The organism is Actinoplanes sp. NPDC020271, assembly GCF_044388125.1.
GTDB lineage: Bacteria > Actinomycetota > Actinomycetes > Mycobacteriales > Micromonosporaceae > Actinoplanes.
Window position 1 is genome coordinate 80,917 of the sequence record NZ_JBIRWQ010000001.1, and the last position, 22,281, is coordinate 103,197.

Sequence of the window (22,281 nt, forward strand, 5' to 3'; positions counted from 1 at the left end):
GTCGGTTTTCAGACCTGCTGCCTCTTGGTCGTTTTATCGCACCGTCCGGGGAGTTTGTCGGGTTTCCCGGAATCTGCACACGGGTCCTGACCAGCACTTCTAGGCTCGATCTCGGTTCTTACCCGTACAGAAAGGACACCGCAGGTGTTTCGTGCTCTTCTCGCCACCGCCTCGCTCGCGGCCGGCATCCTCACCGCGCCCGGCGCCGCGCTCGCCGCCGACACCACCACACCCCTGACCGCCGCGGAGATGTCCGCCGCGCTCAAGGGCGTGGCCGGCACGACCGCGCCGGCCGAACTGCCCGGCTACGGCGGTGACCTGCAGGTCAGCTACTCCGAGGGCGGCACCGCGCAGAAGGGGACGGCCAAGTTCGCCAGCGACCCCGCGCACGGGACCGGCTACTTCAGCGTGACCGGGGCCATCGGCACGGCCGGCGTCTTCGCCCAGGCCGGCAAGGGCCAGTGGATACACTTCAACAGCAAGAACGAGCGGGCCGCGGTCGCCATGGCCGGCCACCCGGCCGCCCGCTACGTGTTCGAGACGGACACCAAACTGACCCTGAACGACTGGTCGAACGGCAACCTGCCGGTCCCGTCCCTGCTGGTCGTGCAGGACGCCGCCCACGCCGGCACGAAGACCGTGCACGACGACGGGACGACCGACTACTCGTACACCGACGACGAGCACCTGTCGATCACCTTCATGGTGAACTCGGGCGGGGTGCTGACCGCCGCCAAAGCCGTCGAGGCCGGCACCCTCGACCAGGCGTTCACCTGGAACTACGGCCCGCAGACGATCACCCTGCCGACCAACGCGCAGACGATCAGCGTGAAGAACCTGGTCCTGGCGCTCGCCTACCTGGACATGGCCGGCAAGGTGAAGAAGGCCGCCACCGTCAGCGCCAAGGCCGTCGAGACCAAGTCGAAGAAGAAGACCGTCAAGGTCGCCGACCTGCGCAAGTGGACGCGCTCGGAGGTCACCGCGCTCAACGACACCTTCGACGCGAAGGTCCTGCTGGTCACCGACATCAAGGGCGGCGTCCGGATCAGCGCGAAGAACCCGTTCACCAAGGCCGCCGCGGCCTGGACCGTCACCGCTTCCGGCAAGCACGCCGTCGCCCGCAAGGCCTGAAACCCTTTCCGGGTACGGCCGGACGCGGCTCCGCCCCGCACGAGTGACGGTCCCGGCGACACCGGGCTCCGCTTCGCCGGGGTGTGATGATCCTCAGCAATGCCGGGGCGGAGCCGATGGTCAGGCATGAGCGACGAGGTCGACGACGAGGCTCGGCTGGCCGCCCTGCGGACGTACCAGGTACTGGACCAGCCGCGGCCGCCCGTGCTCGACGAGTTGACCCGGCTCGCCGCCACCATGTTCGACACCCCGATGGCCGCGGTCTCGCTGGTCGACCGGGACCGGCAGTGGTTCGCCGGCAACGTCGGCCTGGCCGACAAGGAGACCCCGCTCGACGTCTCGTTCTGCGCGACGCTCGTCCCGTCCCGCAAGCCGCTGATCGTCCCCGACGCCACGCGGCACCCACGATTCTCGGCCTACCGCAACGTGCTCGAGGCGCCCAACATCCGGTTCTACGCCGGAGCCCCACTCATCGACGAGGACGGTTACGTGCTCGGGGCGATGTGCGTGATCGACGAGGAGCCGCGGGACGTCGCCGACCGGCAGATCGACGCGCTCACCACCTTCGCCGGGCAGGCCTCGCAGCACCTGGCCGCCATCCGCAGCCGGCTGCGGATGGCCGAACTCGGCGACCACCTGGCCCGCGCGGCGCAACGTGAGGACGATCTGGTCGCCACGATCACGCACGAACTGCGGACCCCGGTCGCCAGCATCCAGGGATACCTCGAACTGCTCTCCGAGAACGACGACCTGGAACCGTACCGCCGGCTCGTCGAACCGATCCACCGCAACGGGCAGCGCCTGGTCGCGATGGTCGACCACATCCTGGCCGGCACCCGCCCGGCCGACGTGCCGCTGCCCGCCCCGATCGGCCCGGTCGACCTGAACACCGTCGTCGCCGCGGCGCTCACCTCCTGCCGGGCGCTCGCCGCGCTGCGGGCCGAGCCGATCGACGTCCGGCCCGGGCCGCCGGTGCCGGTCCGCGCCGACCTGGCCCGGCTCGCCCACGCCGTCGAGCAGCTGCTGCGCAACGCGATGCTCTTCACCCCGGCCGACCGGCCGATCATCGTCCGGATCACCGGCACCCCGCAGCCCACGGTCGAGATCGTCGACCGCGGCGTGGGAATCCCCGAGGACGAACTCCCGTACGTCTTCGACCGGTTCTACCGCGGCCGGCACGCCCGTGAACAGGCCGTCCCCGGCGTCGGGCTGGGCCTGACGATCGCCCGCAGCACGCTGGCCGCGCACCTCGGTTCACTCGAGGTGACCGGCGACCGGAATGGCACCACCGCTCGCGTCACCCTGCCCGGCGCGGTCTGAGCCCGGGATACGGTAGATGGATGGAGCCGCCGATGACCCCGGACGACGTCGTCGCGGCGATCATGCGGCGACTCGCCGACCAGGGGCGCGTGGTCCCGCGATACGTGATCCGCGACGCGGTCGACGCCGCCCTGCGCCGCGAGTTCCCCGGCGCCGGCTCGGGCGACCGGCCGATCCCACCCGCGGTCGCGGCCGAGATGATCACCAGCTTCGGCGACAGCGCCGCCGCGGTCGAGGACGACTCGGCGACCATGCCCGCGGTGCTCAGCGGTGACGAAACCGGGCGGTTGATGGCCGGCCTCGGGCTCGCCGTCCACGTCGCCGCCTTCAACCTCGACCGGGACCGGCTGCACGTCGCCCAGATCCTCAACGGCTCGGCCGCGGCGCTGGTCGCGCTCGGCGCCGCGTCCCGGGCCGCGCACGCCGACGGGACGTCGGCGGTGCTGCTCTCCCCGGCCACCCTGCGCACCGTGCGGACCACGATGATCGCCGTCCTGCAGGGGGTGCGCAGCCGCGGGTGGCAGGCCGAGCACCTGAACCCGGTCGCCACCACCACGATGTTCACCGACATCCTCACCATGCTCGGCGCCGTCCCCTGACCCATCCCGCCGCGACCTCCGCGCCCGGGCCGGCAAGCGGCGCGCGTCGCTCCCAGGGCTGGTTGTCAGGGGCGGAGCGGGGCGGCCAACTCGGCGAAGCGGGTGGCGGTGGTGGGCTCGTCCGGGAGGGCGAGGACGGGGGTGAGGGCGGCGGCCCAGCCGTGGCAGAACAGGGACCAGCCGTCGTACGGCACGAGGGTCTTCTGGGTTTGGGCGTGACGCAGAAAGGCCAGGTCACCGCGGTAGTTGAGCTCCCAGACGACGGCGGCGGGCGGGAACGTGACGGCCGGGGTGACGGGGCTGCCGGGGCGGTCCTTGCCGAGGCCGGTGGCGTTGACGACCAGCGTGCCGGGCGGGCCGGAGGCGACCAGCGCGTCCCACGGGCCGGGGCCGGTGACGACGTCGAGGGCGGCGCCGGACCGGGCCGCCCACGGGGCGAGCACCTCGCGCAGGTGGCGGCCGGCCGCGGGGTCCGGGTCGGCGAACGTCAGCCGGCTCGGCGGGACCGGGCGGGACAGCAGGTGACGTCCGACAGCGATCGCTGTCCCGCCGGCGCCCAGGCAGATCAGCTGGTCGCCGGAGGGCCAGATCTCGTCGGCGACGCGGCCGGTCGAGAGCGGGTCACGGGCGTACGCCGCAATGGTCGTCGCCTTTCGCCGCAGCACATTGACCTCGCCGCACTCGGCCGCCAGCGGATCGAGTTCGTCGATCAGGTCCCGGGCGGCCCGCAGCAGCGCCAGCTTGTGGGTGGTGATCACCGCGCCGAGCGCGTTGTCGTCGGCCCGCAGCTCCTCGACCAGCGTCCGATACTGGTCAGCCGACGCCCCGACCGGGAGGTCGCGCCCGACGAGCCGGACGTCACGTCCGAGGTCGGCCATCCAGAGCGGGAACGCCCGGTTGATCAGCGACTGCCCGGTCGACACCCCCACGAACCACACAGTGGACATGCGCCCACGCTAACCGAACAGGATCAGAAGACCGATACCGATCAGGACGACGGGTAGCAGGACGTGGCCCCGGCGGCCCAGGGCACGGGCGATGAGTGGGCGCGTGGCGAAGAAGCGTCCCGCCGCGACCCAGACTCCCACCAAGATCAAGAACACCAGGGCGTACGTCGTCATCCCGCCGGCGCCGGCGGTGGCGAACACCGGGACGTAGACGCCGATGTTGTCCCCGCCGTTGGCGAACGTCACCGCCGCGACCTCCAGCGGGCGCGGCCCGTTGTCCGTCGACTCCTGCTCTTCGTCCTGGTCATGGCGGTGCCGCCAGGCCTGGACGGCCGCTTTGACGCCCAGGGCCAGCGGCAGCAGGCCGAGGAACGGCACCGCCCGCTCCGGCAGGAACGTCGCACCGAACGCGGCGGCGCCCGCCACCACCAGGATCGCGGCGAAACCCAGGTACTGCCCGAGTGCGACATCCCGCACCACGTGCCGACGGCCGGCGCCGCGCCCGAAGAACAGGGCCAGGATCAGCAGGTCGTCGACGTTCGTGACGGCGAACAGCCCGATCGCCTGACCGATGATGCCCAGACTCATGCCGTCCCTTTCGCCGCCGTCCGACCATCCTGCCCGAGCGGTTCACGGGGGTGCGGCGGGGCTACGGCGTACCGGGAAATCGGTTGAAAAATGACAAAGGCGGCACTCAGTTCCCCCTCGCGACTGCCGAAGAACGAAACGTGGCAGTGCGTCGGTTGGACAGGCCGGAGCGGGTGGCGGCCGTGCGCGCGACCGGGCTGCTCGACCGGACCGAGGCGCCCGGGCTGCGACGGCTGACCCGGCTGGCGTCGCGGCTGCTCGAGGCGCCGACCGCGCTGGTGTCGCTCGTGCTCGACGACCGGCAGGTGTTCGCGAGCCAGGTCGGGCTGCCGTCGCCGTGGGCCGAACTCGGGCAGACGCCGCTGTCGCACTCCTTCTGCCAGCACGTGGTGAACGACGATCGGCCGCTCGTGGTGACCGACGCCCGGGAACATCCGCTGGTCAGGGACAATCCGGCGGTCGACGAGATCGGGGTGGTCGCCTACGCCGGAATGCCGATCCGGGTGGACGGGCAGACCCTCGGCTCGTTCTGCGCGATCCACGACACCCCCCGCGAATGGTCCGAGCACGACCTGGAAGTCCTGGAGGACCTCGCCGCGGCGGTCGCGTCGGAGATCGAGTTGGTGCGGGCGGCGCAGCACGCGGAGGAAACCTCCGCCGTCGTACGGCGAATCCTGGAGGTCTCCCAGGACGCTTACGTGTCGATCGACGCCGACGGCCTGGTCCAGGAGTGGAACCCGGCGGCCGAGCGGCTGTTCGGCTGGCTGCGCGACGAGGCCACCGGCACCGACCTGAGCAAGCTGATCGTGCCCGAGGAACTGCGCGACGCGCACCGCCGCGGGCTGGACCGGGTGCGCGAGACCGGCACGTCGGCGCTGGCCGGGCAGCGGCTCGAACTGCCCGCGATCGACCGGGACGGGCGCCGGTTCCCGGTCGAGTTCACCCTCCAGGCCACGAACGTGACCAGCGGACAGCCGGTGTTCCACGCGTTCCTGCACGACATCAGCGCCCGCCGGGCCGCCGAGGAGCAGCTGCGACGCCAAGCCGAACTGATCGACGCGGCGCCGGCCGCGATCATCGTGCGCGACCCGGACGGGACGATCCGCTTCTGGAACCAGGGCGCCGAGCAGATGTACGGCTGGCCGGCCGGCGCCGCGGTCGGACGCAACATCCACCGGCTGCTCTCCACCCGTTTCCCGACCGGGCTGGCCGACGTCCGACAGGCTCTGGAGGAGACCGGCTCGTGGGGCGGTGAGCTGGAACATCGGCGATCCGACGGGCAGATCGTGGTGGCGCTCAGCCGCCACGTGTGCCGACCGGCCACGGACGGCGGGCCGGTCGAGATCGTCGAGACGAACACCGACATCACCGGGCGGCGGCGCGCCGAACAGGCCCGGGAGGAGAGCGAACGACGCTTCCGGGTGCAGTTCCACCAGTCCACGATCGGGCAGGTGATCGTCGGGCTGGACGGGAACATTCTGCACGTCAACGACGCGTACGCACGGATGGTCGGCCGATCCGCGAACGACCTCGCCGGCTACGGCGTGATCCTGCTGACCCACCCCGACGACCGGGACGGCGACACCGACGCGCTCGCCGGGCTCTTCGCCGGGGAGGGCGACTCGTACGAGCAGGTCAAACGTCTGCTGCACGCCGACGGTCACGCCATCGACGTGCAGACCGGGGTACGCCTGATCCGCGACGCCGACGGGCGGCCGCTGCACCTGATCGGCATCGTGCAGGACATCACCGAACAGGTCCGGGCCCAGCGCGAACGCGACGCCGCGCAGACCGTCCTGGCCGAACGCAACGAGCAACTGCTCCGTGCCAACCAGCTGAAACTCGACCTGATGGGGATGCTGTCGCACGACATCGGCACGCCGCTGACCTCGATCATGGGCTACGGCGAGGTGCTCAGCGACTCGGACCTGCCGCCGGCCCTGGCGAACCTCACCGCCCGGATCATCACCGGCGCACACCGCATCGACGAACTGCGGCACAACGTGCTCGCGATGTGCCAGCTCGACGCCGGGGAACTGTCCGCGGTGCGCCAGCCGGTCAAGCTGGTCCCGGCCCTGCGGGACGCGGTGGACGCGGCCGACACCGAGGTGCCGATCACCTGCCCGGAGGACGTGACGGTGCTGGTCAACCCCGCGCACCTGCGCCAGATCATCGTCAATTTCCTGACCAACGCCCGGAAGTACGGCGGTGGGGCCACCGCGCTCACCGTCACCGTCGTCGAGGGTGAGGCCCGGATCGGCGTGCACGACGAAGGCGCGGGCGTGCCCGACGAGCTGCGCTCGCACCTGTTCGAGCGATACACCCGGGCATCCGGGACCGCGGCCGAAGGGCACGGCCTGGGACTGCACATCGTGGCCAGCCTCGCCGAAGCCAACGGCGGGCACGTCGGCTACCGGCCCGGCGAGCCGACCGGCAGCGTGTTCATGCTGCACCTGGAAATCGGGTGACGCCGCGGCCCGGGACCCGGACAGTGTGCTTCTTGCGGTGCTGTTCGACGGTCATGCGTTCAGCGTGGGCAGCCGCCGACCCGTGACAAGTGGGTCACCTCCCGCTGTGGACAACTTGTCCACAGTCGACGGAGCAGGCGTTCGAAGCCGTCCAGCAGCAGGTCCAGCGCGAACTCGAACTCGAACTGGTCGTCGCAGCCCGCTCACGCCGAGCGGCACGCTCGTCCTGTCCGGCGGCGGCGTCTCCACCGGCGGTAACCGCCGCGATCCACTACCTGGAGGCGGAACACGCCCGCGCCAAGGTGATTCTGACCGTCTAGGGTCGGGCCATGAGCGATCTTGCGAGCGCATCATCGGGCTCAGGTGTCCACCCACGTCGGCGCCGGAGCGAAGCGGAGGTGACGGCGTGAGTGCGGTGCGTGAACGTTTCCAGCAACTGCACGAGGCCGGCACGTTCATCATGCCGAACCCGTGGGACGCCGGCTCGGCCCGGCTGCTGGCGAGCCTCGGCTTCGTGGCCCTGGCGACCACGTCGTCCGGGTTCGCGGCCACGCTCGGCAAGCAGGACCAGCACGTCACCCGGGACGAACTGGTCGCGCACGTGGCCGCGCTGACCGCGGCGGTCGAGGTCCCGCTGAACGTGGACGCCGAACGCTGCTTCGCCGAGACCGCGGCCGGCATCCGTGAGACGGTCGGCCTGCTGGCGACGGCCGGTGCGGCGGGCATCTCGATCGAGGACTACGACCCGGCCGGCGACCGGCTGGAGACCCTCACGTCCGGCGCCGAGCGGGTGGCCGCGGCCGCCGAGGCCTGCGAGCGTCACGGGATCGTGCTGACCGCGCGGGCCGAGAACCATCTGTACGGGCACGACGACCTCGACGACACGATCGCGCGCCTCCGGGCGTACCGGGAAGCCGGCGCGGACGTCGTCTACGCCCCCGGCCTGCGCGCCCCGGCCGACATCGCCCGGGTGGTGACGGAGGTCCCCGCCCCGGTGAACGTCCTGGCCGTCGGCGGGGCGCCGGCCGTCCCGGAACTGGCCGAGCTGGGTGTCCGCCGGGTCTCCACGGGTGGCGCCCTGGCGTGGGCCGCCTACGGCGCGGTGCGCGACGCCGCCCAGGAACTCCTCACCGCGGGCACCACGACGTTCCGCACCCGTTCCCTCCGCGACGACGAGATCGAGTCCGCCTTCCCCGCCTGACCACCGAGCCGCACCTCACGGTCCGCGAGCGCCGCTTCGACACCGGGCGGGCGGTGTGGCCGGGTTTGGTGCTCTGAGCGCGACCACCGACGGAGGTCGCCCTTGCGGGCCTTGCGTTCAGGGCCGGCCACGGCCCTGCGAGGCCCGGAAGGGTCCCCGCGGGAGCGACGATCGGGACCACAGCGGAGACAGGCCATGAAGTAGTTGATCTTCGGGCTTGTCAGAGGTCGGGATACGGGCCGGCCAAGGGGACGGCGATGCTGATCGTGCTGCCTTCGCCGGGGCGGCTTTCGATGCGGACCTCGCCGTCGTGTCCTTCGCTGATCGCTTTGACGATGCCCAGGCCCAGGCCGAGGCCTTGGACCTCGTTGCGTTCGGCGTCGGCGGAGCGGCGGAACGGGGCGAGCACGCGCGTCTGGTCGTCCTCGCTGATGCCGATGCCGGTGTCGCGGACCAGCAGCATCGCGTGGCCGTCGCGGGTTTCGGCGCGGACCGTGATCGAGCCGCTGTCGGTGAATTTGACCGCGTTGAGGATGAGGCGTTCCAGGGCCTGGCCCATCCGCAGGACGTCGACGTCGGCGAAGACCGGTCCGCTGGTCTCGGCGGTGATGGTCAGGCCTTTGGCGTCGGCGAGGGGGCGGTTCGCGGCGACCGCGGTGTGGGCGAGCGCGGCCAGGTCGGCCGGCACCCGGCGGAACTCGCGACTGTCGGCGCTCACCTGCGCGGCCAGCAGCATGTCGTTGACCAGGGCGAGCAAGCGGTCGGAGTTGCGCTGGACGCGTTGCACGAAGCCGTCGCGGCTCTCCGAGGGCAGTTCGGGGTCGCCGAGCATCTCCAGGTAGCCGTTGATCGCGGTGAGCGGCGTGCGGAACTCGTGGTTGACGCGGGCGATGAACTCGTCCTTCATCTGCTCGGCGTTGCGCAGACGCTGGTGCAGGGAGTGCATGTCGCGGGCGTATTTGCGCAGTTCGAGCTGGGTGATGACGTGCCGGGCGAGCGCGCGCAGGCCGTGCCGCTGGGGTTCGGTGAGCAGGCCGGGTTCGCGGTCGGCGACGCAGAGGGTGCCGAGCGACCGGCCGTCGGAGGTGATCAGCGGCGCGCCGGCGTAGAAGCGGATGTGCGGGTGGCCGACGACCGTCGGGCTGTTCGCGAAACGCGGGTCGAGCAGCGCGTCCGGGACCTGCATGACGTTCTCGTCGAACATGGCGTGGGTACAGAGCGAGGTGTCGCGCGGGCCTTCGCAGACGTCGGTGCCGAAGCGTGCCTTGAACCACTGGCGGTCCGCGTCGACGAGGCTGATCAGGGCGATCGGCTTGTCGCAGAGCTGCGCGGCCAGTGTCACGATGTCGTCGAAGTCCTGCTCGGCGTCCGTGTCGAGGATCTCGTAGCCCCGGAGGGCGGCAAGACGCTGCTGTTCCAGCGTCGCGCCGGCATACTGCGTGCCCGCCATCCGGAGTCTCCCTTGAGCCGCGTTCCGTTACTGCTATTGGTCGGTCGGCGCACGCCGGTGATGAGGGCTATCCGGGGTGCAGGGTGGTCGCTCCGGTGGCCTGCGGACGGTGCTGCCACTGGTTCTCCAGGGTTCGCGCGTACGCCGAGCGCCCGGCCGGCAGTGTGAACGTCATCCGGGTGCCGCTGCCGTACGGGTTGGAGGTCGCCTCGATCGTTCCCCCGTGCCGTTCCACGATCCGTTTGCAGACGGCCAGTTCGAGCCCGGACCCGGCGGAGCCCTCGCCGCGGTGAAAGTTGGTGAAGACGGCCTGGCGCATCCCGGCCGGGATCCCACGGCCGTTGTCCAGGATGTCGATGCGCAGCATGCCGTTCGGCGCGGGTTGCGCGGCGACGCTGATCTGCGGCGGGACGCCGGGCTGGGTCAGGTCGAGGGCGTTGTCGATCAGGCTCTCGAACAGTTGCCGGACCAGCACCGGGTCGGCCTCGACCGCGTCGAGTGGGCCGAACGCGAACTGCGGGGGCTGCTTGCCCTTGCTCTCGGCTTGGTCGTACCGGCTGTTGGCGACGTCGGTGAGCAGCAGCTGCAGGTTGATCGTGGTCGGCATCAGCTTGCCGTCGCGGGCCGCGGTGTAGGCGAGCAGCCCGTTCAGGAACGTGCGCATGCGCGCGGCGGCCCGCTGGATCCGGCTGACCCGCTCGGCCGGCTTGTACCCGGCGAGTTCGGCTTCCAGCACCTCGGCCCAGCCCTCGATGGTGGTCAGCGGGTTGAGCAGGTCGTGCGCGACGACGCCGGCGAACGACATCAGCTCGTCGCGGTGCCGGCGGTCGGCGGTCACGTCGTGGAAGACGACCACGACGTGCTGGATGCCGCCGGGACTGGCGAGCCGGGCGACGTTGAACCGGACGATCCGGCCCTCGGGCACCGCCGCGTTGCGGATCAGGACGTCCATCGGCTGCACGTCCTCACCGCCGAGGGCCCGCTGGTAGGGCAGTTCGGCGTCGGTGAGCGGGGCGCCGTCGGGGTGGAAGAAGCCGTAGTCGCTGCCGAGCGCGGCGCCGCCGCCGACCTGGTTGGTGGTGCCGAGCAGCCGGCCCGCGGCCGGGTTGCGCAGCACCAGGTGCCCGTGCTGGTCGAGGATGGCCAGGCCCTCGGTCATCGAGTTGATGATCGTGGTCATCAGGCCGGCCTTCTCGGTGGCCTCGTGCTCGGAGGCGCGCAGGCGTGCGATCAGGCCGGTCCGCTCGTCCCGGCTGAACGCCAGCGAGAGCCCGACCAGGGCGAGGACCGCGACGAAGAGCTGGACGATGAGGTTGCTGGAGCCGGTCGCGGCGTACGGGCCGTGGTCGTGCTGGGTGAACACCGCCGCCGTGGTGCCGAAGACCATGACGTGCCCGATCGTCAGCACGGTCGGCAGCCGGCCCGCCGCCACCACCGTGATCGCCAGCAGCACGAATCCGATCGGCAGGCGCTGGTTGACCGAGAACACGTAGAAGTAGGCGGCCGCCGAGAGCGCGTAGATGATCACCGCTTCCAGCCAGACCTGCCGGTCCCGGGTGATGTCGCTCAGACGGCGGGCGGCGGCGCCGAAGATCAGCACGCTGACCACGTCACGGACCAGCCAGACGGCGATCGTGGTGACCGAGTGGTCGCCGGTGACCAGTTCTTCGCCGAGCCCGCCGAGGACCGCTCCGCCGAGCGCCGCGACGGTCGCCACCAGCACCACCCGCTGCAGGTCGTCGAGGGTGGTCAGGGGCCGCCCGCCGGACGTCCAGACGCCGGGCAGCCAGCGGCCGGCCGCGATGGCGAACAGGAGCGCTTCGAGCATCGCGGCGCCGCCGTGGATGAGGGCGACGACCGGCCTGTCACCGATCGCCAGCGCCGCCGCGCTGAGCACGCCGAGCACCGACACGTCGATCCAGCGCCCGAGCGCGTCGTTGCGGTTGACCAGCCAGACCGCGGCGACCGCGGTGGCCGGCCAGATCACCGGCGAGGCGTCCGGCTTGCCGAGGACGGTGAGCTGTCCCGCCCCGATCGCGACGAGGTAGAGCATCGCGTAGCGCACGGTGCTGGGCACCATCGAAAACGTCATCGGGGATCGCCTCGGGGTCGGCCGGTCTGCTCCTACCTCCCACTTCGGCACGGACGGTGAATCGCTGAACATCGGGGACGTGAGACCTCTCTCAAAGAGGCATCTCATATACCTTTTTAAAGTACGGTCGACCCGTGCGACTGAACCGATCCACCGACATCGCTCTGCGCGTGCTGATGCTCAGCGCGGCGCGGGCCGACCGGCTCACCGTCGACGAGCTGGCCGACTCCCTGGCCGTGCCGCGCAACCACCTGGCCAAGGTGGTGCAGACGCTGCAGCGCCGCGGCCTGCTGGAAACGGTCCGCGGTCGTGGTGGCGGCGTGCGGCCGGCCGCCGCGGGGCGGGGCGAGTCGGTCGGCGCCCTGGTCCGGGCCCTGGAAGGGGCGGCCGAGGTGGTCGACTGCGACGGCGACCCGGCCCCGCCCTGCCCGCTGCGCGGCAACTGCCGGCTCCGGGGCGCACTGCGGGTCGCGCAGGAGGCGTTCTACGCCGCACTGGATCCGATCACCATCGGCGATCTCGCCGCGCCTCCCGTGCGCGAGACGCTGCTCAGCATCTCCTCAGGAGGTCAGTAATGCTGTCCGCAACCAGCGTCTCCGTGGTCGAGGCGACCCTGCCCGTCGTCGGCGCGCACCTCGACGCCATCACCGGCGAGTTCTACTCGACCATGCTGGGCGAGAACCCCGAGCTGGCGAACCTGTTCAACCGCAGCGCGCAGGCCACCGGTGAGCAGCGGCAGGCCCTGGCCGGTGCGGTCGCCGCGTTCGCCGCGCACCTGATCGGCGCCGGGCCGGACGCCGTGGTCTTCGACCACATCGTCGAGCGGATCGCCCAGCGGCACTGCGCCCTCGGGATCCGCCCCGAGCAGTACACGACGGTCGGGCGCTACCTGCTCCGCGCGGTCGGCACGGTGCTCGGCGACGCGGTCACACCGCAGATCGCCGCCGCCTGGGACGAGGTGTACTGGCTGTTCGCGGCCCGGCTGATCGGGCGGGAGGCGCGGATCTACGCCGAGGCCGGGGTGGAGGGCACCGACCCGTGGCGCGACTACCTGGTGGTCACCAAGGTCGCCGAGGCCCAGGACACGGTGTCGCTGCTGCTCGCCCCGGTCGACGGTGAGCCCGCGCCGCACTTCGTCCCGGGGCAGTATGTGACGGTGGCGGTGGACCTGCCCGACGGCTCGCGCCAGCTCCGGCAGTACTCGCTGTCCCAGGCCCCGGGCAGCGGGACGCTGCGGATCACGGTGCGCCGGGTGCGTGGCCGCGCGGGCGCCCCGGACGGGCTGATCTCCAGCTTCCTGCACGACCGGGTCGAGGCCGGCGACAAACTGCGGCTGAGCCAGCCGTACGGGGATCTGGTCCTGCAACCCGGAAACACACCGTTGCTGCTGGTCAGCGCGGGCGTCGGGATCACCCCGATGGCGGCGGTCCTGGAACACGTGGCCCGCACCGCCCCGGCTCGCGAGGTGGTCGCCGTGCACGCCGACCGCAGCGCCGATCGGCACCCCCTGCGGGCCGACATGGCGCACCACGCGACGCGTCTGCAAACCTTCAAGAGCCAGATCTGGTACGAGGACAGCACCGGCCGCATCGACGTCGACGAGATCCCGTTGCACCCGGAGGCCGAGGTCTACCTGTGCGGCCCGGTCCCGTTCATGCAGCACGTCCGGGCCGGTCTGCACCGGCGAGGCGTGCCGGACGAGCGGATCCGCTACGAGGTGTTCGGCTCCGAGCAGTGGCAGTCCGCACCCCAGTAGCAACTCTGGTTTACCTGGCCGGGGCGGATCAAGGGCCGATGTCTGCGGGCACTTCAACCGAAGACGTTGGGAGTCAGCATGACCGCCGTCCTGGAATCCGCTCCTGTCCTTCGCCCCGCGCTGGTCGGGCCGACCATCCTGGTCGCCGACGACGACGAGAGCGTTCGTGACCTGGTGAGCTTCAAACTGCAGATGGCCGGCTACCACACGGTGACCGCGGCGGACGGCTGCACCGCGCTGACCGTGGTCGGCGCGACCCACCCCGACCTGGTGATCCTGGACATCGTCATGCCGGGCATGGACGGGCTGAGCGTCTGCTACCGGATGCACGCCGACCCGGCCACCGCCGACATCCCGGTGATCATGCTGAGCGGCACGGCCACCGAGACCGACATCGACCTGGCGTACGTCTCCGGCGCCGAGGAATACCTGGCCAAACCGCTCAACCCGGCGGATCTCGTCCGCCGGGTCGGCTGGCTCCTGCCCCGCGACGCTTAAGGATCTTGCCAAGGGGTCCGAATAGTCGAAGATGAGGCGTGGTCGACCCTGGTGCCGGGCCGCGGCGGTCAGCGCGCTGGTCGCCGCGGTCGGCTGCGCCGTGACACTCGGCGTCGGGGCGGTGCTGCGCGGCGACGAGCGGTCCGCCGCCCACGTGCAGATGGACCGGCGGACCGCGGAAGCGGCGGCGGCCGTCCAGGCCGAGACCCGCCGGTACGTCGACACGCTGCGCACCACCGCGGCCTCCATCGGCGCGCAGCAGACGCTGACCGCCGACGAGTACGCGGCGATCACCGCCCCGTTGCGTTCGATGAAGCTGGCCGGCAGCACCTCGATCGCGCTGGTCGTACCGGCCCGCGACGACGAGATCGAGCAGGTCCAGCAGACGTGGCGGGACCGCGGCGAGCCGGGACTGACCCTGCAGCCGAAAGGCACTGGCGAACACGCGTTCACGGTGCTGGTCAGCAAGCTCGACGGCACCGGTGGTCAGGTCGGGCTGGACGTCACACAGGTGCCCGCCCCGGCCGGAGCGCTGGCCGAGTCGCGCCGGACCCGGCAGGTGGCCGTGTCGGACACCTACGAGCTGCTGGTCGACCAGCGGGTGCCGGCCGGCCAGCGGCAGCTCTCGTTCGTCCTGGCCGCACCGATCTACCGGGAACTCGGCCAGAGCTTGCTCGGCTGGGTCCTGCTCGGGGTGCGCGGCCAGGACTTCATGGGCGCGACCCTGACCGCGGCCGGCCGGGACCTGACCGACCTGCGCCTGGAGGCGGACAACACGAACGGTCAGGCGGTCACCGTCGCCGCCATGCACCAAGCCGGGAAGGGCCGCGCCGATCTGCACCGCGTGATCGACGTGCCGGTCGCCGACTCCACCTGGACCGTGCACCTGGCCGCCGCCCGCGACGACCTGCCCGGGGCCGACACCGGGCTGCCGGACGCCGTCACCGGGGGCGGTCTGCTGCTCACGCTGCTGCTCACCGCTCTGGTCTGGGTGCTGGCCACCGCCCGGGACCGGGCCGAGGCGCGGGTCGCGGCGAAGACCGCCCAGGTGCTCGCCGAGCAGGCCGAGACGACACGGCAGGCGGTGCTGCTACGCGCGGTGCTGGACAGCATCAGCGACGGGGTCGGCGTGGTCGGCCCGGAAGGCAGCTTCGTGCTGCACAACCCGGCGGCCCGGGAGATCCTCGGCCAGGATCAGGACGCCGCCGGGGCCGAGAACTGGCAGGAGCACTACGGGCTGTACCAGCCGGACGGCGTGACACCGCTCCCCGTCGAGCAGATGCCCCTGGTCCGTGCGCTGACCGGGGAGAACGTCGACCACGTGGAAGTGGTGGTCCGCAACGGCGCCCACCCCGAGGGCCGGGTGATCAGCGTGTCGGCGCGACCGATCGGCACCACGCGCGGACGGCGCGGGGCAGTCGCGGTCTTCCACGACATCACCGACCGCAAACGGGTGGAGACCGAACTGCGCGGCTTCGCCGGCGTGGTGGCGCACGACCTCAAGGCGCCGTTGACGCTGGTCAGCGCGTACGCCGAGCTGGTCACCGAAGCCCTCGACGACTTGGCCGCCGGAGCCGGCGTACCCACGCTGGAACAGGCCCGCCACGGCACCGCCAAGGTGCTGCACGGCGCCGCCCGGATGCAGCGGCTGATCAACGAACTGCTGGACTACACCGCGGCCCGGGACGCGACCCTGCGCGTGGAACGGCTGAGCATGCGGGCGCTGGTCGACGACGTGGTCACCACCCGCACGGACGCGCCGGACCAGGAGGCGGACAGACGGCCGGACGTGTTCGTCGGGCCGCTGCCGGACGTCCACGCCGACCCGGTGCTGCTCCGCCAGGTGATCGACAACCTGGTCGGGAACGCGATCAAGTACACGCCGCCGGGGCAGGCGCCGCGGATCGACATCACCGCGCGGACCGACGAGGACGGCGGCGTACGGGTGCGGATCGCCGACCGGGGCATCGGCATCCCGGACGGCGAGCACGCGGCCGTCTTCGACAGCTTCCACCGGGCCAGCAACGGGGCGGCGCACCCGGGCACCGGGCTGGGGCTGGCGATCTGCCGCCGGATCGTGGAGCGGCACGGTGGCCACATCGACGCGAGTCCGAACCCGGGCGGCGGCACGATCTTCGCGTTCACGCTGCCCGGGGCGGTCGCCTACGGCGCGGAGCCCCAGGTTCCGGTACCCGATGCCGTGGCCGCCAACGGAGGTGCCGCGGTGACCGCGTCAAGGATCGTCAGGGCTCGCGACGGTCGAGGAGAGCCTCCGGCTCCTCGACCGTGATCGACGGGGCCGGGACGTGGGCGGCGTCCCGGCGGATCACGGTGCCGGTCTCCGCGCCGTCCCTCACCGCCACCGCGATCTTCCTGTCGACGGCGGAACGCCGGGCGTCACCGGGGACGGCGTGCCGGCCGGTCCGGCGTCACCGGCGACGCTCGTCGGCCCGGCCGCAGTGCAACCGGTCAGGGCGGTCACGGTCAGCGCCACGGCGACCAAGGGCACAGTGGTTCCTCTCAACACAGGTGGTCTGTCTCCGTCCCCCTCTTCGATGCCGATCCCGGGGCCGCCGTTCCAGCGCATCCACAACTATCTTCGTAAGCGACCCGACACACCCCGTCAGCCGGCCGGGTTCGCCGGCTCCGGGCACGGACGCAACCCGTGCGAGCGGAGAATGCCGGCGCCCGTCAGCGTGGTCAGGAACCGCAGGAAACCCGCGGCCAGGGAACGGGCGGCCGGCTCCCCGGCCGTGTACGCGGGCCGGGTCTTGAGAACCAGCCGGAAGGCGACCCGCGCAGTCGGCTCCCGGAGCGCCGGCCGGGGCTCAGCCCAGCAACTGGGAGACCGAGGTGGCGGGGTGGCCGGTGAGGTCGGCGACGTCGGTGGTCACGGCGGCCAACTCCCCCGCGGCGACCGCCGTGTACGTCGACACCCACGCGTCCACCTGCCACTTCGGAGCGCCGTAGGACGCCCGGGACGCGTACGCCTCCTCGATCGTCTCCGGGTGATACGACGCGCCGATCACCGCGGCGATCTCGGTGAACGTCAGCGCTTCCGGCCCGGTCAGCGAATACGTGCGCCCGGCGTGCACATCCGGATCCCGGAGCACCGCCACGGCCGCGTCCGCGATGTCGTCCTGCGCGACCGCCGCGACCCGCCCGTCCCCGGCCGGGCCGCGGATCACCCGGTCCTCCCCGGCCAGCATCGGCAGGAAGTCCGCGTACAGGTTGTCGCGCAGGAACGTCGACGCCAGCCCGGACGCCCGGATGTGCTGCTCGGTGGCCCAGTGATCGCGGGCCAGCGTGAACGTCGCGTCCGGCGCCGCGCCGTAGAACGAGATGTAGACCAGGTGCCGCACGCCGGCGGCGACCGCGGCGTCGACGAACGTGCGGTGCTGCTCGACCCGGTCCGGCGTCTCCGACGCGGAGACCATCAGGACCGTGTCCAGGCCCGCGAGCGCGGCCCGGCAGGCCTCGCCGTCGTGGAAGGGCGCGACGGCCGCTTCGGCACCGGCCAGGCGGGGCGCTCGCGCAACATCCCGCACCAGCAATTTCTGCCGTACGCCGTGAGCCGCCAGCCGCGCCGCCACCCGCCCGCCGAGCTGCCCCGTCGCCCCGCTCACACCGATCCGTTGATCACCCATGCGCCCTATCCTGCACCCGGGAACCGGTGAGCGCGGCGGATGCTCGTCGCGAACCCGGGTCGGCCCGGCGCCGTGGAAGCGTTCGCGCGGCGTGCCGCCCTCGTCAGTGTTCCTCGTTCTCGATGACCAGATCAGCGGTCACGTTCTCGGTCGCGTAGAACCGGTCCTCGTGCTCGGCCCAGCGCTGCCAGTGCGGGGCATAGGTTTCGCCGTCCCGGGCCAGGGCGCGCCGCTTGCGCACCGCCGGGCTGCTCCTCAAGAAGACGATCCCGATCAGGTACGGCCTGAGCACCCGAGCCCCGGCGCCGACGCCCTCGACCACGAGCCAGCCGGCGTCCGGAACCGGATGCTCCTCCGCATACGCGTGGGCCGCCCAGTTCCAGCGACGCCAGGCGGCCGGGCGGCCCGCGGCGAGCGGCTCCAGCACCCAGTCGCGCAGGTTCGTCACCCCCTCGTCGAGGCCGTCCCAACCGGCGTACAGGTCGTCCATGTGAATGAGCGGCGCCGCGAGCCGGTCCGCGACCGCCCGCGCCAGCGTCGTCTTCCCCGCCCCGGAACGGCCCTCGACGGCGAGGATCCGCCGCTCGCCCGCCGACGGCCCCCGCTGCCCGGCCCACTCGACCACGCGCTCGACTGCCTTCGCGAGCCAGCCCTCCGGCCCGCCGGTCTCGCCGACCCCCAGCTCCACACCCGGCTCGGCCGGTTCAGCCGGTTCAGCCGGTTCAGCCAGTTTGGCCGGGTGACCGCGTTCGGCCGGCTCAGCGCGTTCGGCCGGCTCAACCGGCTCGGCAAAACCGGCCGGCTCGGCTGCCCGGCCCGGCAGGGCGATTTTTCTGGATTTACCGCTCATGCGATGTCCCGGACTCCCGCACCGGCGCTAGGGTCATGCCGGCTCCCGGCCCAGCGTCAGCGGCAGCGCCGGATCCGCCGACCACTCCTCCAGCGACCCGTCGTAGAGCGCCACATCGGTACGCCCGACCGCGCTCAGGGCCAGCGCCACCACGGTCGCCGAGATGCCCCCGCCGCAGTACAGCCACACCGGTGCCGGATCGTCGACCAGATCCCCGAGGGCCGCACGGAGTTCCGGCTCCGGCAGGAACCGCCCGTCCGCCCCGGTCAGCGACCGCGCCGGCAGGTTCCCACTGCCCGGAATGTGCCCCCGCCGTGAGTACCGGGTCGGCACCTCCCCCGCGTAAGCCTCCGGGTTCAGCGCGCACAGCACGGTAGCCTCCACGCCCCCGGCCAGCCACTCGTCGAGGTCCCGCTTCCCCACCCAACGCCCGTCCTTGACCCTGACCGTCACCCGGCCCCCAGCCGCCAACTCCCCACCCCGGCCGGCCCCCAGCGGCACCTCGGAGCCACCGAGGGACCCCACAGCACCAGCCGGGGCCGCACGGCCGGCTTCCAGGGTTGTTGCGGCGAAGGGCGCCTCCGTGCCGGCTAGGGACGCCGGGCTGTCAGTGGTGGCTACGGGGAGGTTGGCGGAGCGCCAGGCGGCGAAGCCACCGTCGAGGACGTAGGACTCGATGCCGAGCCAGTCGAGCAGGTACCAGAGGCGGGCGGCCCACAGGCCACCGGAGCGGTCGTAGGTCACCACCGGGACGCCGTCGCGGACGCCCAGTTCGGTGAGGGCGGCGGCCAGGGCATCCGGGGCGGGGACGGCGAAGTGGTACGGGGCGGACTTGTCGCTCAAGGCATGGAGCAGGTCGGCGTGGCGAGAACCGGGGATGTGGGCGGCGTGCCAGCCGGACAGGCCCGAGCCGGAACGGTGGTCGCCGTCGTGCGCGGCCGGGGCGAGGTCGACCGTGGCGTCCAGGATGAGGACTTCGGCGCGCTGACGGCGTACCTCCAAATCGGCCGCGGCCAGAAGCGGACCGGTCATCGCGGCACCTCGGTGAGCGAAGCGACGGCCGCGGACGTGAACGGCACCTCGGCGAGCGAAGCGGCGGCCGCGGACGTGAACGGCACCTCGGCGAGCGAAGCAGCGGCCGCGGACGTGAACGGCACCTCGGCGAGCGAAGCAGCGGCCGCGGACGTGAACGGCACCTCGGCGAGCGAAGCAGCGGCCGCGGACGTGAGCGAGGCGGCGGGAGCGAACGGCGACGCGGCGACGGTGGTGGCCGGCGTCTCGTCCACGGGGGTGCGGGCGGCCGGGTTGACGGCCTGGCGCCAGTCGAAGGTGGGCGGGAGGATCTCGTTGGCCGCGAGCCACTCCGTGTACGGCGTCATCAGCTCCGGGCGGATCGTGCCCCAGTGGTTCTCGTGCCACCAGGTCGGGGCGATCAGTTCGAGGGAGCGGGCGAGGATCGGGCGCGGGAAGTACGGGATGACGCGGTCGAGCACGTCGAGGGTGCCGGCCGGGTCGTCGGTGGCGGCGCGGTATCCGCGGGCGGTCGCCGAGAGGAACGCCGCGAGCAGCGACGGGTCGGTGAGCGCGGGCCCGGTGCCGAGCAGGTAGCTGTGGTACGGCGGGGCGCCGAGCTCGTCGACCGGCCAGACGATCCGTTCCGAGCCGGGGAGCTGGGCGAAGAGGGCGTCCCAGGCCCAGTATCCGCCGAACGTCGCGTCGACCGTGCCGGCCGCGATGTCGTCGACGCTGAGTTCGCGGTATCCGCTGTCGACCAGTGTGACCGCGTCCGGGTTGCCGCCGTCGGCCGCGATCAGGTGGCGGACCATGGCGACGCCACGCGGGGTCGGGTTCAGCGCGAGGCGTTTGCCTTCGAGGTCGCGGGGGCGGGCGATGCCGCGGCCGGCGACGGTCTGGATGGTCTCCATGCCGCGGTGGTTGATCGACGCGACGCCGTGTACGGGCTGGCCGGCGGCGCTGCGGACGAGCAGCCGGTTCGTCGGGAACACGCCCAGGTGCGCCTCGCCGCGGACCAGGTGCTCGAGGGTGTCACCGCGCAGCGGATCGAACACGGTCAGCTCGACGTCCAGGCCGGCGTCGCGGTACCAGCCCTGGTGGCTGGCCATGTAGAGCCCGGCCGCGTTCGTCCACGGGTGGAAGTATTCGAGCATCACGCGTACGTGGGTGAGGGTCATGACGGGTTACCTGTCAGCAGATCGGTGAGGCGGCGGCGCAGTTTGACGAATCCGGGGTCGTCGACGACGTCGGCGCGGCGGGGACGGTCGAACGGCACGGTGATTTTCTCGAGGACCGTGGCGGGACGGTGCGAGAACGCGTAAACGGTGTCGCTGAGCAGCAGCGCCTCCTCGATGTTGTGCGTGACGAAGAGGACCGAGCGGCGGTTCGCCTCCCAGATGTCGAGCAGCCAGCGGTGCATCTCGCTGCGGGTCATCGCGTCGAGCGCGCTGAACGGCTCGTCGAGGCAGAGCAGTTCCTGGTCGGAGATGAGCGCGCGGAGGAAGGCGACGCGCTGTTGCATGCCGCCGGAGAGCTCATGGGGGTACGCGCGGGCGAAGCCTTCCAGGCCGACGCGGCCGAGCCACTCGCGAGCGAGCGATTTGTCGGCGTTGCCGGCGATCTCACGGGCGAGGACGACGTTGGACTCGATGGTCCGCCACGGCATGAGGGCCGGCTGCTGCGGCATGTAGCCGATCAGTCCCCGCTTGCCGATCGCGTCCGCGCCGTTGATCTCGATGCCGCCGCTCGTGGGCCGTAGCAAGCCGCCGACAAGGCGAAACAGGGTACTTTTCCCGCTGCCGGACGGTCCGACGATCGAGACGAACTCACCGGCTTCCACCGAGATGTCCAGATTTTTCAGGACATGCAGCTGTCCGAAGTGGTGATTCAGGTCGGAGATACGCAACGTCTCAGGCATGCCGACGCCCCTTGACCACCAGCTTCTCCAGAAGCGCGACCACCCCGAAGATCAACAGCGCGAGCACCACCACGATGGCGATCGCCACGAACATCCGATCCGCCCGGAACGCGGACTTCTGGACGATCATGTACCGCCCGATCCCTTTGTCGCTCCCGAGCCACTCCGAGATGATCGCTCCGAACACGCTGTACGTCGCGGCGATCTTCAGCCCGGAGAACATCGTCGGCAGCGCGTTCGGCCACTGCAGCTTGGTGAACAGCTGCCGCCGGTTCGCCCCGCTCATCAGCAGGTAGTCGGCGATCAGCGCGTCACTGCGCCCCAGCCCGTCGAGCGTCGCGACCGCCACCGGGAAGAAGCAGACCAGCACGATCACCACGATCTTGGGCGCGATTCCGAAGCCGAGCCAGATCACCAGCAGCGGGGCGAGCGCGATGATCGGCACGTTCTGGCTGATCACCAGCAGTGGGTAGACCGCGGCGCGCAGGATCGGCACGAGGTGCAGCACGATCGCGATGAGCAGGCCGGCGCCCACGCCGGCGAGCAGGCCGTACAGGGTCAGTCCGGTCGTGGCCAGGGTGTGCGTGATCAGCGCTTCCCTCTGGTCGACGGCCGCGTCCCAGATGTCCGCGGGGCTGGGCAGCAGCCACTTGTCGATGCCGGAGACGGTGGTGTAGACCTGCCAGCCGGCGATCAGCAGGACGAGCGTGATCGCCGGTGGCACCCACGATCTGAAACGGCTCATGCCGTGCCACCCACCGGCATGCGCTTCTGGTCCCCGCCTGCGGCGTTGCGCTCCGGC

19 protein-coding genes are annotated in these 22,281 nt (G+C 71.7%); 9 read left to right on the plus strand and 10 right to left on the minus strand.

What is annotated here, in order from left to right:
- Positions 1-144 precede the first annotated feature (144 nt).
- From ACH442_RS00330 to ACH442_RS00340, 3 genes are all read left to right on the plus strand, one after another.
- Entirely contained in the window at positions 145-1,131 is a 987-nt protein-coding gene (locus ACH442_RS00330) for a hypothetical protein (RefSeq protein WP_396120367.1), read from the plus strand.
- A gap of 126 nt (positions 1,132-1,257) precedes the next feature.
- Positions 1,258-2,451 carry an ATP-binding protein gene (locus tag ACH442_RS00335; RefSeq protein ID WP_396120368.1) on the plus strand — a complete coding sequence of 398 codons (1,194 nt, stop codon included), beginning with the start codon at positions 1,258-1,260 and terminating at the stop codon, positions 2,449-2,451.
- A gap of 20 nt (positions 2,452-2,471) precedes the next feature.
- A complete protein-coding gene (locus ACH442_RS00340) occupies positions 2,472-3,050 on the plus strand; it encodes a hypothetical protein (RefSeq protein WP_396120370.1) in 579 nt (192 codons plus the stop codon).
- A gap of 65 nt (positions 3,051-3,115) precedes the next feature.
- Here ACH442_RS00340 and ACH442_RS00345 read toward each other — a convergent pair whose 3' ends face one another.
- Complete coding sequence (locus ACH442_RS00345; RefSeq protein ID WP_396120371.1) at positions 3,116-3,997, minus strand: hypothetical protein; 882 nt, start codon at positions 3,995-3,997, stop codon at positions 3,116-3,118.
- A 9-nt stretch (positions 3,998-4,006) separates the two neighbouring features.
- The gene (locus tag ACH442_RS00350) at positions 4,007-4,585 is read right to left on the minus strand and encodes a cadmium resistance transporter (protein WP_396120372.1); all 579 of its coding nucleotides are present in this window, start codon (positions 4,583-4,585) and stop codon (positions 4,007-4,009) included.
- A 140-nt stretch (positions 4,586-4,725) separates the two neighbouring features.
- On the opposite strand from ACH442_RS00350, the gene ACH442_RS00355 reads away from it, so the two are divergent.
- Positions 4,726-7,053 (plus strand): PAS domain S-box protein, encoded by a 2,328-nt coding sequence (locus ACH442_RS00355; protein WP_396120373.1) that lies wholly within the window; start codon positions 4,726-4,728, stop codon positions 7,051-7,053.
- Positions 7,054-7,459: 406 nt separating this feature from the next.
- The gene (locus ACH442_RS00360; protein WP_396120374.1) at positions 7,460-8,254 is read left to right on the plus strand and encodes an isocitrate lyase/phosphoenolpyruvate mutase family protein; all 795 of its coding nucleotides are present in this window, start codon (positions 7,460-7,462) and stop codon (positions 8,252-8,254) included.
- 220 nt (positions 8,255-8,474) lie between these two features.
- Here the strand turns inward: ACH442_RS00360 and ACH442_RS00365 are convergent, their stop codons facing one another.
- A complete protein-coding gene (locus ACH442_RS00365) occupies positions 8,475-9,704 on the minus strand; it encodes an ATP-binding protein (RefSeq protein ID WP_396120375.1) in 1,230 nt (409 codons plus the stop codon).
- Positions 9,705-9,771: 67 nt separating this feature from the next.
- A complete protein-coding gene (locus ACH442_RS00370; RefSeq protein WP_396120377.1) occupies positions 9,772-11,796 on the minus strand; it encodes an ATP-binding protein in 2,025 nt (674 codons plus the stop codon).
- 134 nt (positions 11,797-11,930) lie between these two features.
- On the opposite strand from ACH442_RS00370, the gene ACH442_RS00375 reads away from it, so the two are divergent.
- From ACH442_RS00375 to ACH442_RS00390, 4 genes are all read left to right on the plus strand, one after another.
- Positions 11,931-12,371 (plus strand): RrF2 family transcriptional regulator, encoded by a 441-nt coding sequence (locus ACH442_RS00375; protein WP_396120378.1) that lies wholly within the window; start codon positions 11,931-11,933, stop codon positions 12,369-12,371.
- Positions 12,371-13,552, plus strand: coding sequence for a globin domain-containing protein (locus ACH442_RS00380; protein WP_396120379.1), 1,182 nt, complete (start codon positions 12,371-12,373; stop codon positions 13,550-13,552). The genes ACH442_RS00375 and ACH442_RS00380 overlap by 1 nt, the downstream gene beginning before the upstream one ends.
- A gap of 78 nt (positions 13,553-13,630) precedes the next feature.
- A complete protein-coding gene (locus ACH442_RS00385; RefSeq protein WP_396120380.1) occupies positions 13,631-14,050 on the plus strand; it encodes a PleD family two-component system response regulator in 420 nt (139 codons plus the stop codon).
- 31 nt (positions 14,051-14,081) lie between these two features.
- The gene (locus tag ACH442_RS00390; RefSeq protein ID WP_396120381.1) at positions 14,082-16,340 is read left to right on the plus strand and encodes an ATP-binding protein; all 2,259 of its coding nucleotides are present in this window, start codon (positions 14,082-14,084) and stop codon (positions 16,338-16,340) included.
- A 538-nt stretch (positions 16,341-16,878) separates the two neighbouring features.
- On the opposite strand, the gene ACH442_RS00395 is transcribed toward ACH442_RS00390, so the two are convergent.
- The 6 genes from ACH442_RS00395 to ACH442_RS00420 all read right to left on the minus strand — a co-directional run bounded on the left by ACH442_RS00395 (position 16,879) and on the right by ACH442_RS00420 (position 22,224).
- Positions 16,879-17,697 (minus strand): SDR family oxidoreductase, encoded by an 819-nt coding sequence (locus ACH442_RS00395; RefSeq protein WP_396120382.1) that lies wholly within the window; start codon positions 17,695-17,697, stop codon positions 16,879-16,881.
- Positions 17,698-17,800: 103 nt separating this feature from the next.
- Positions 17,801-18,547 (minus strand): dephospho-CoA kinase, encoded by a 747-nt coding sequence (locus tag ACH442_RS00400; protein ID WP_396120383.1) that lies wholly within the window; start codon positions 18,545-18,547, stop codon positions 17,801-17,803.
- 33 nt (positions 18,548-18,580) lie between these two features.
- Positions 18,581-19,579 carry a sulfurtransferase gene (locus tag ACH442_RS00405; protein ID WP_396120385.1) on the minus strand — a complete coding sequence of 333 codons (999 nt, stop codon included), beginning with the start codon at positions 19,577-19,579 and terminating at the stop codon, positions 18,581-18,583.
- Positions 19,576-20,739, minus strand: a complete 1,164-nt coding sequence (locus ACH442_RS00410) for an ABC transporter substrate-binding protein (protein ID WP_396120386.1) — start codon at positions 20,737-20,739, stop codon at positions 19,576-19,578. Before ACH442_RS00410 ends, ACH442_RS00405 begins: the two co-directional genes overlap by 4 nt.
- On the minus strand, positions 20,736-21,479 hold the full coding sequence (locus ACH442_RS00415) for an ABC transporter ATP-binding protein (protein ID WP_396120387.1): 744 nt from the start codon (positions 21,477-21,479) through the stop codon (positions 20,736-20,738). Before ACH442_RS00415 ends, ACH442_RS00410 begins: the two co-directional genes overlap by 4 nt.
- Positions 21,472-22,224: an ABC transporter permease gene (locus ACH442_RS00420; protein WP_396120388.1), complete on the minus strand. Its 753-nt coding sequence runs from the start codon at positions 22,222-22,224 to the stop codon at positions 21,472-21,474. Before ACH442_RS00420 ends, ACH442_RS00415 begins: the two co-directional genes overlap by 8 nt.
- Positions 22,225-22,281 lie beyond the last annotated feature (57 nt).

Coding starts and splice junctions, on each gene's coding strand:
- ACH442_RS00380 (WP_396120379.1), top strand. CDS start 12,371: ATGCTGTCCGCAACCAGCGTCTCCGTGGTCGAGGCGACCCTGCCCGTC.
- ACH442_RS00420 (WP_396120388.1), bottom strand. CDS start 22,224: ATGAGCCGTTTCAGATCGTGGGTGCCACCGGCGATCACGCTCGTCCTG.
- ACH442_RS00400 (WP_396120383.1), bottom strand. CDS start 18,547: ATGAGCGGTAAATCCAGAAAAATCGCCCTGCCGGGCCGGGCAGCCGAG.
- ACH442_RS00340 (WP_396120370.1), top strand. CDS start 2,472: ATGGAGCCGCCGATGACCCCGGACGACGTCGTCGCGGCGATCATGCGG.
- ACH442_RS00335 (WP_396120368.1), top strand. CDS start 1,258: ATGAGCGACGAGGTCGACGACGAGGCTCGGCTGGCCGCCCTGCGGACG.
- ACH442_RS00395 (WP_396120382.1), bottom strand. CDS start 17,697: ATGGGTGATCAACGGATCGGTGTGAGCGGGGCGACGGGGCAGCTCGGC.
- ACH442_RS00385 (WP_396120380.1), top strand. CDS start 13,631: ATGACCGCCGTCCTGGAATCCGCTCCTGTCCTTCGCCCCGCGCTGGTC.
- ACH442_RS00370 (WP_396120377.1), bottom strand. CDS start 11,796: ATGACGTTTTCGATGGTGCCCAGCACCGTGCGCTACGCGATGCTCTAC.
- ACH442_RS00345 (WP_396120371.1), bottom strand. CDS start 3,997: ATGTCCACTGTGTGGTTCGTGGGGGTGTCGACCGGGCAGTCGCTGATC.
- ACH442_RS00415 (WP_396120387.1), bottom strand. CDS start 21,479: ATGCCTGAGACGTTGCGTATCTCCGACCTGAATCACCACTTCGGACAG.
- ACH442_RS00365 (WP_396120375.1), bottom strand. CDS start 9,704: ATGGCGGGCACGCAGTATGCCGGCGCGACGCTGGAACAGCAGCGTCTT.
- ACH442_RS00405 (WP_396120385.1), bottom strand. CDS start 19,579: ATGACCGGTCCGCTTCTGGCCGCGGCCGATTTGGAGGTACGCCGTCAG.
- ACH442_RS00410 (WP_396120386.1), bottom strand. CDS start 20,739: ATGACCCTCACCCACGTACGCGTGATGCTCGAATACTTCCACCCGTGG.
- ACH442_RS00390 (WP_396120381.1), top strand. CDS start 14,082: ATGAGGCGTGGTCGACCCTGGTGCCGGGCCGCGGCGGTCAGCGCGCTG.
- ACH442_RS00350 (WP_396120372.1), bottom strand. CDS start 4,585: ATGAGTCTGGGCATCATCGGTCAGGCGATCGGGCTGTTCGCCGTCACG.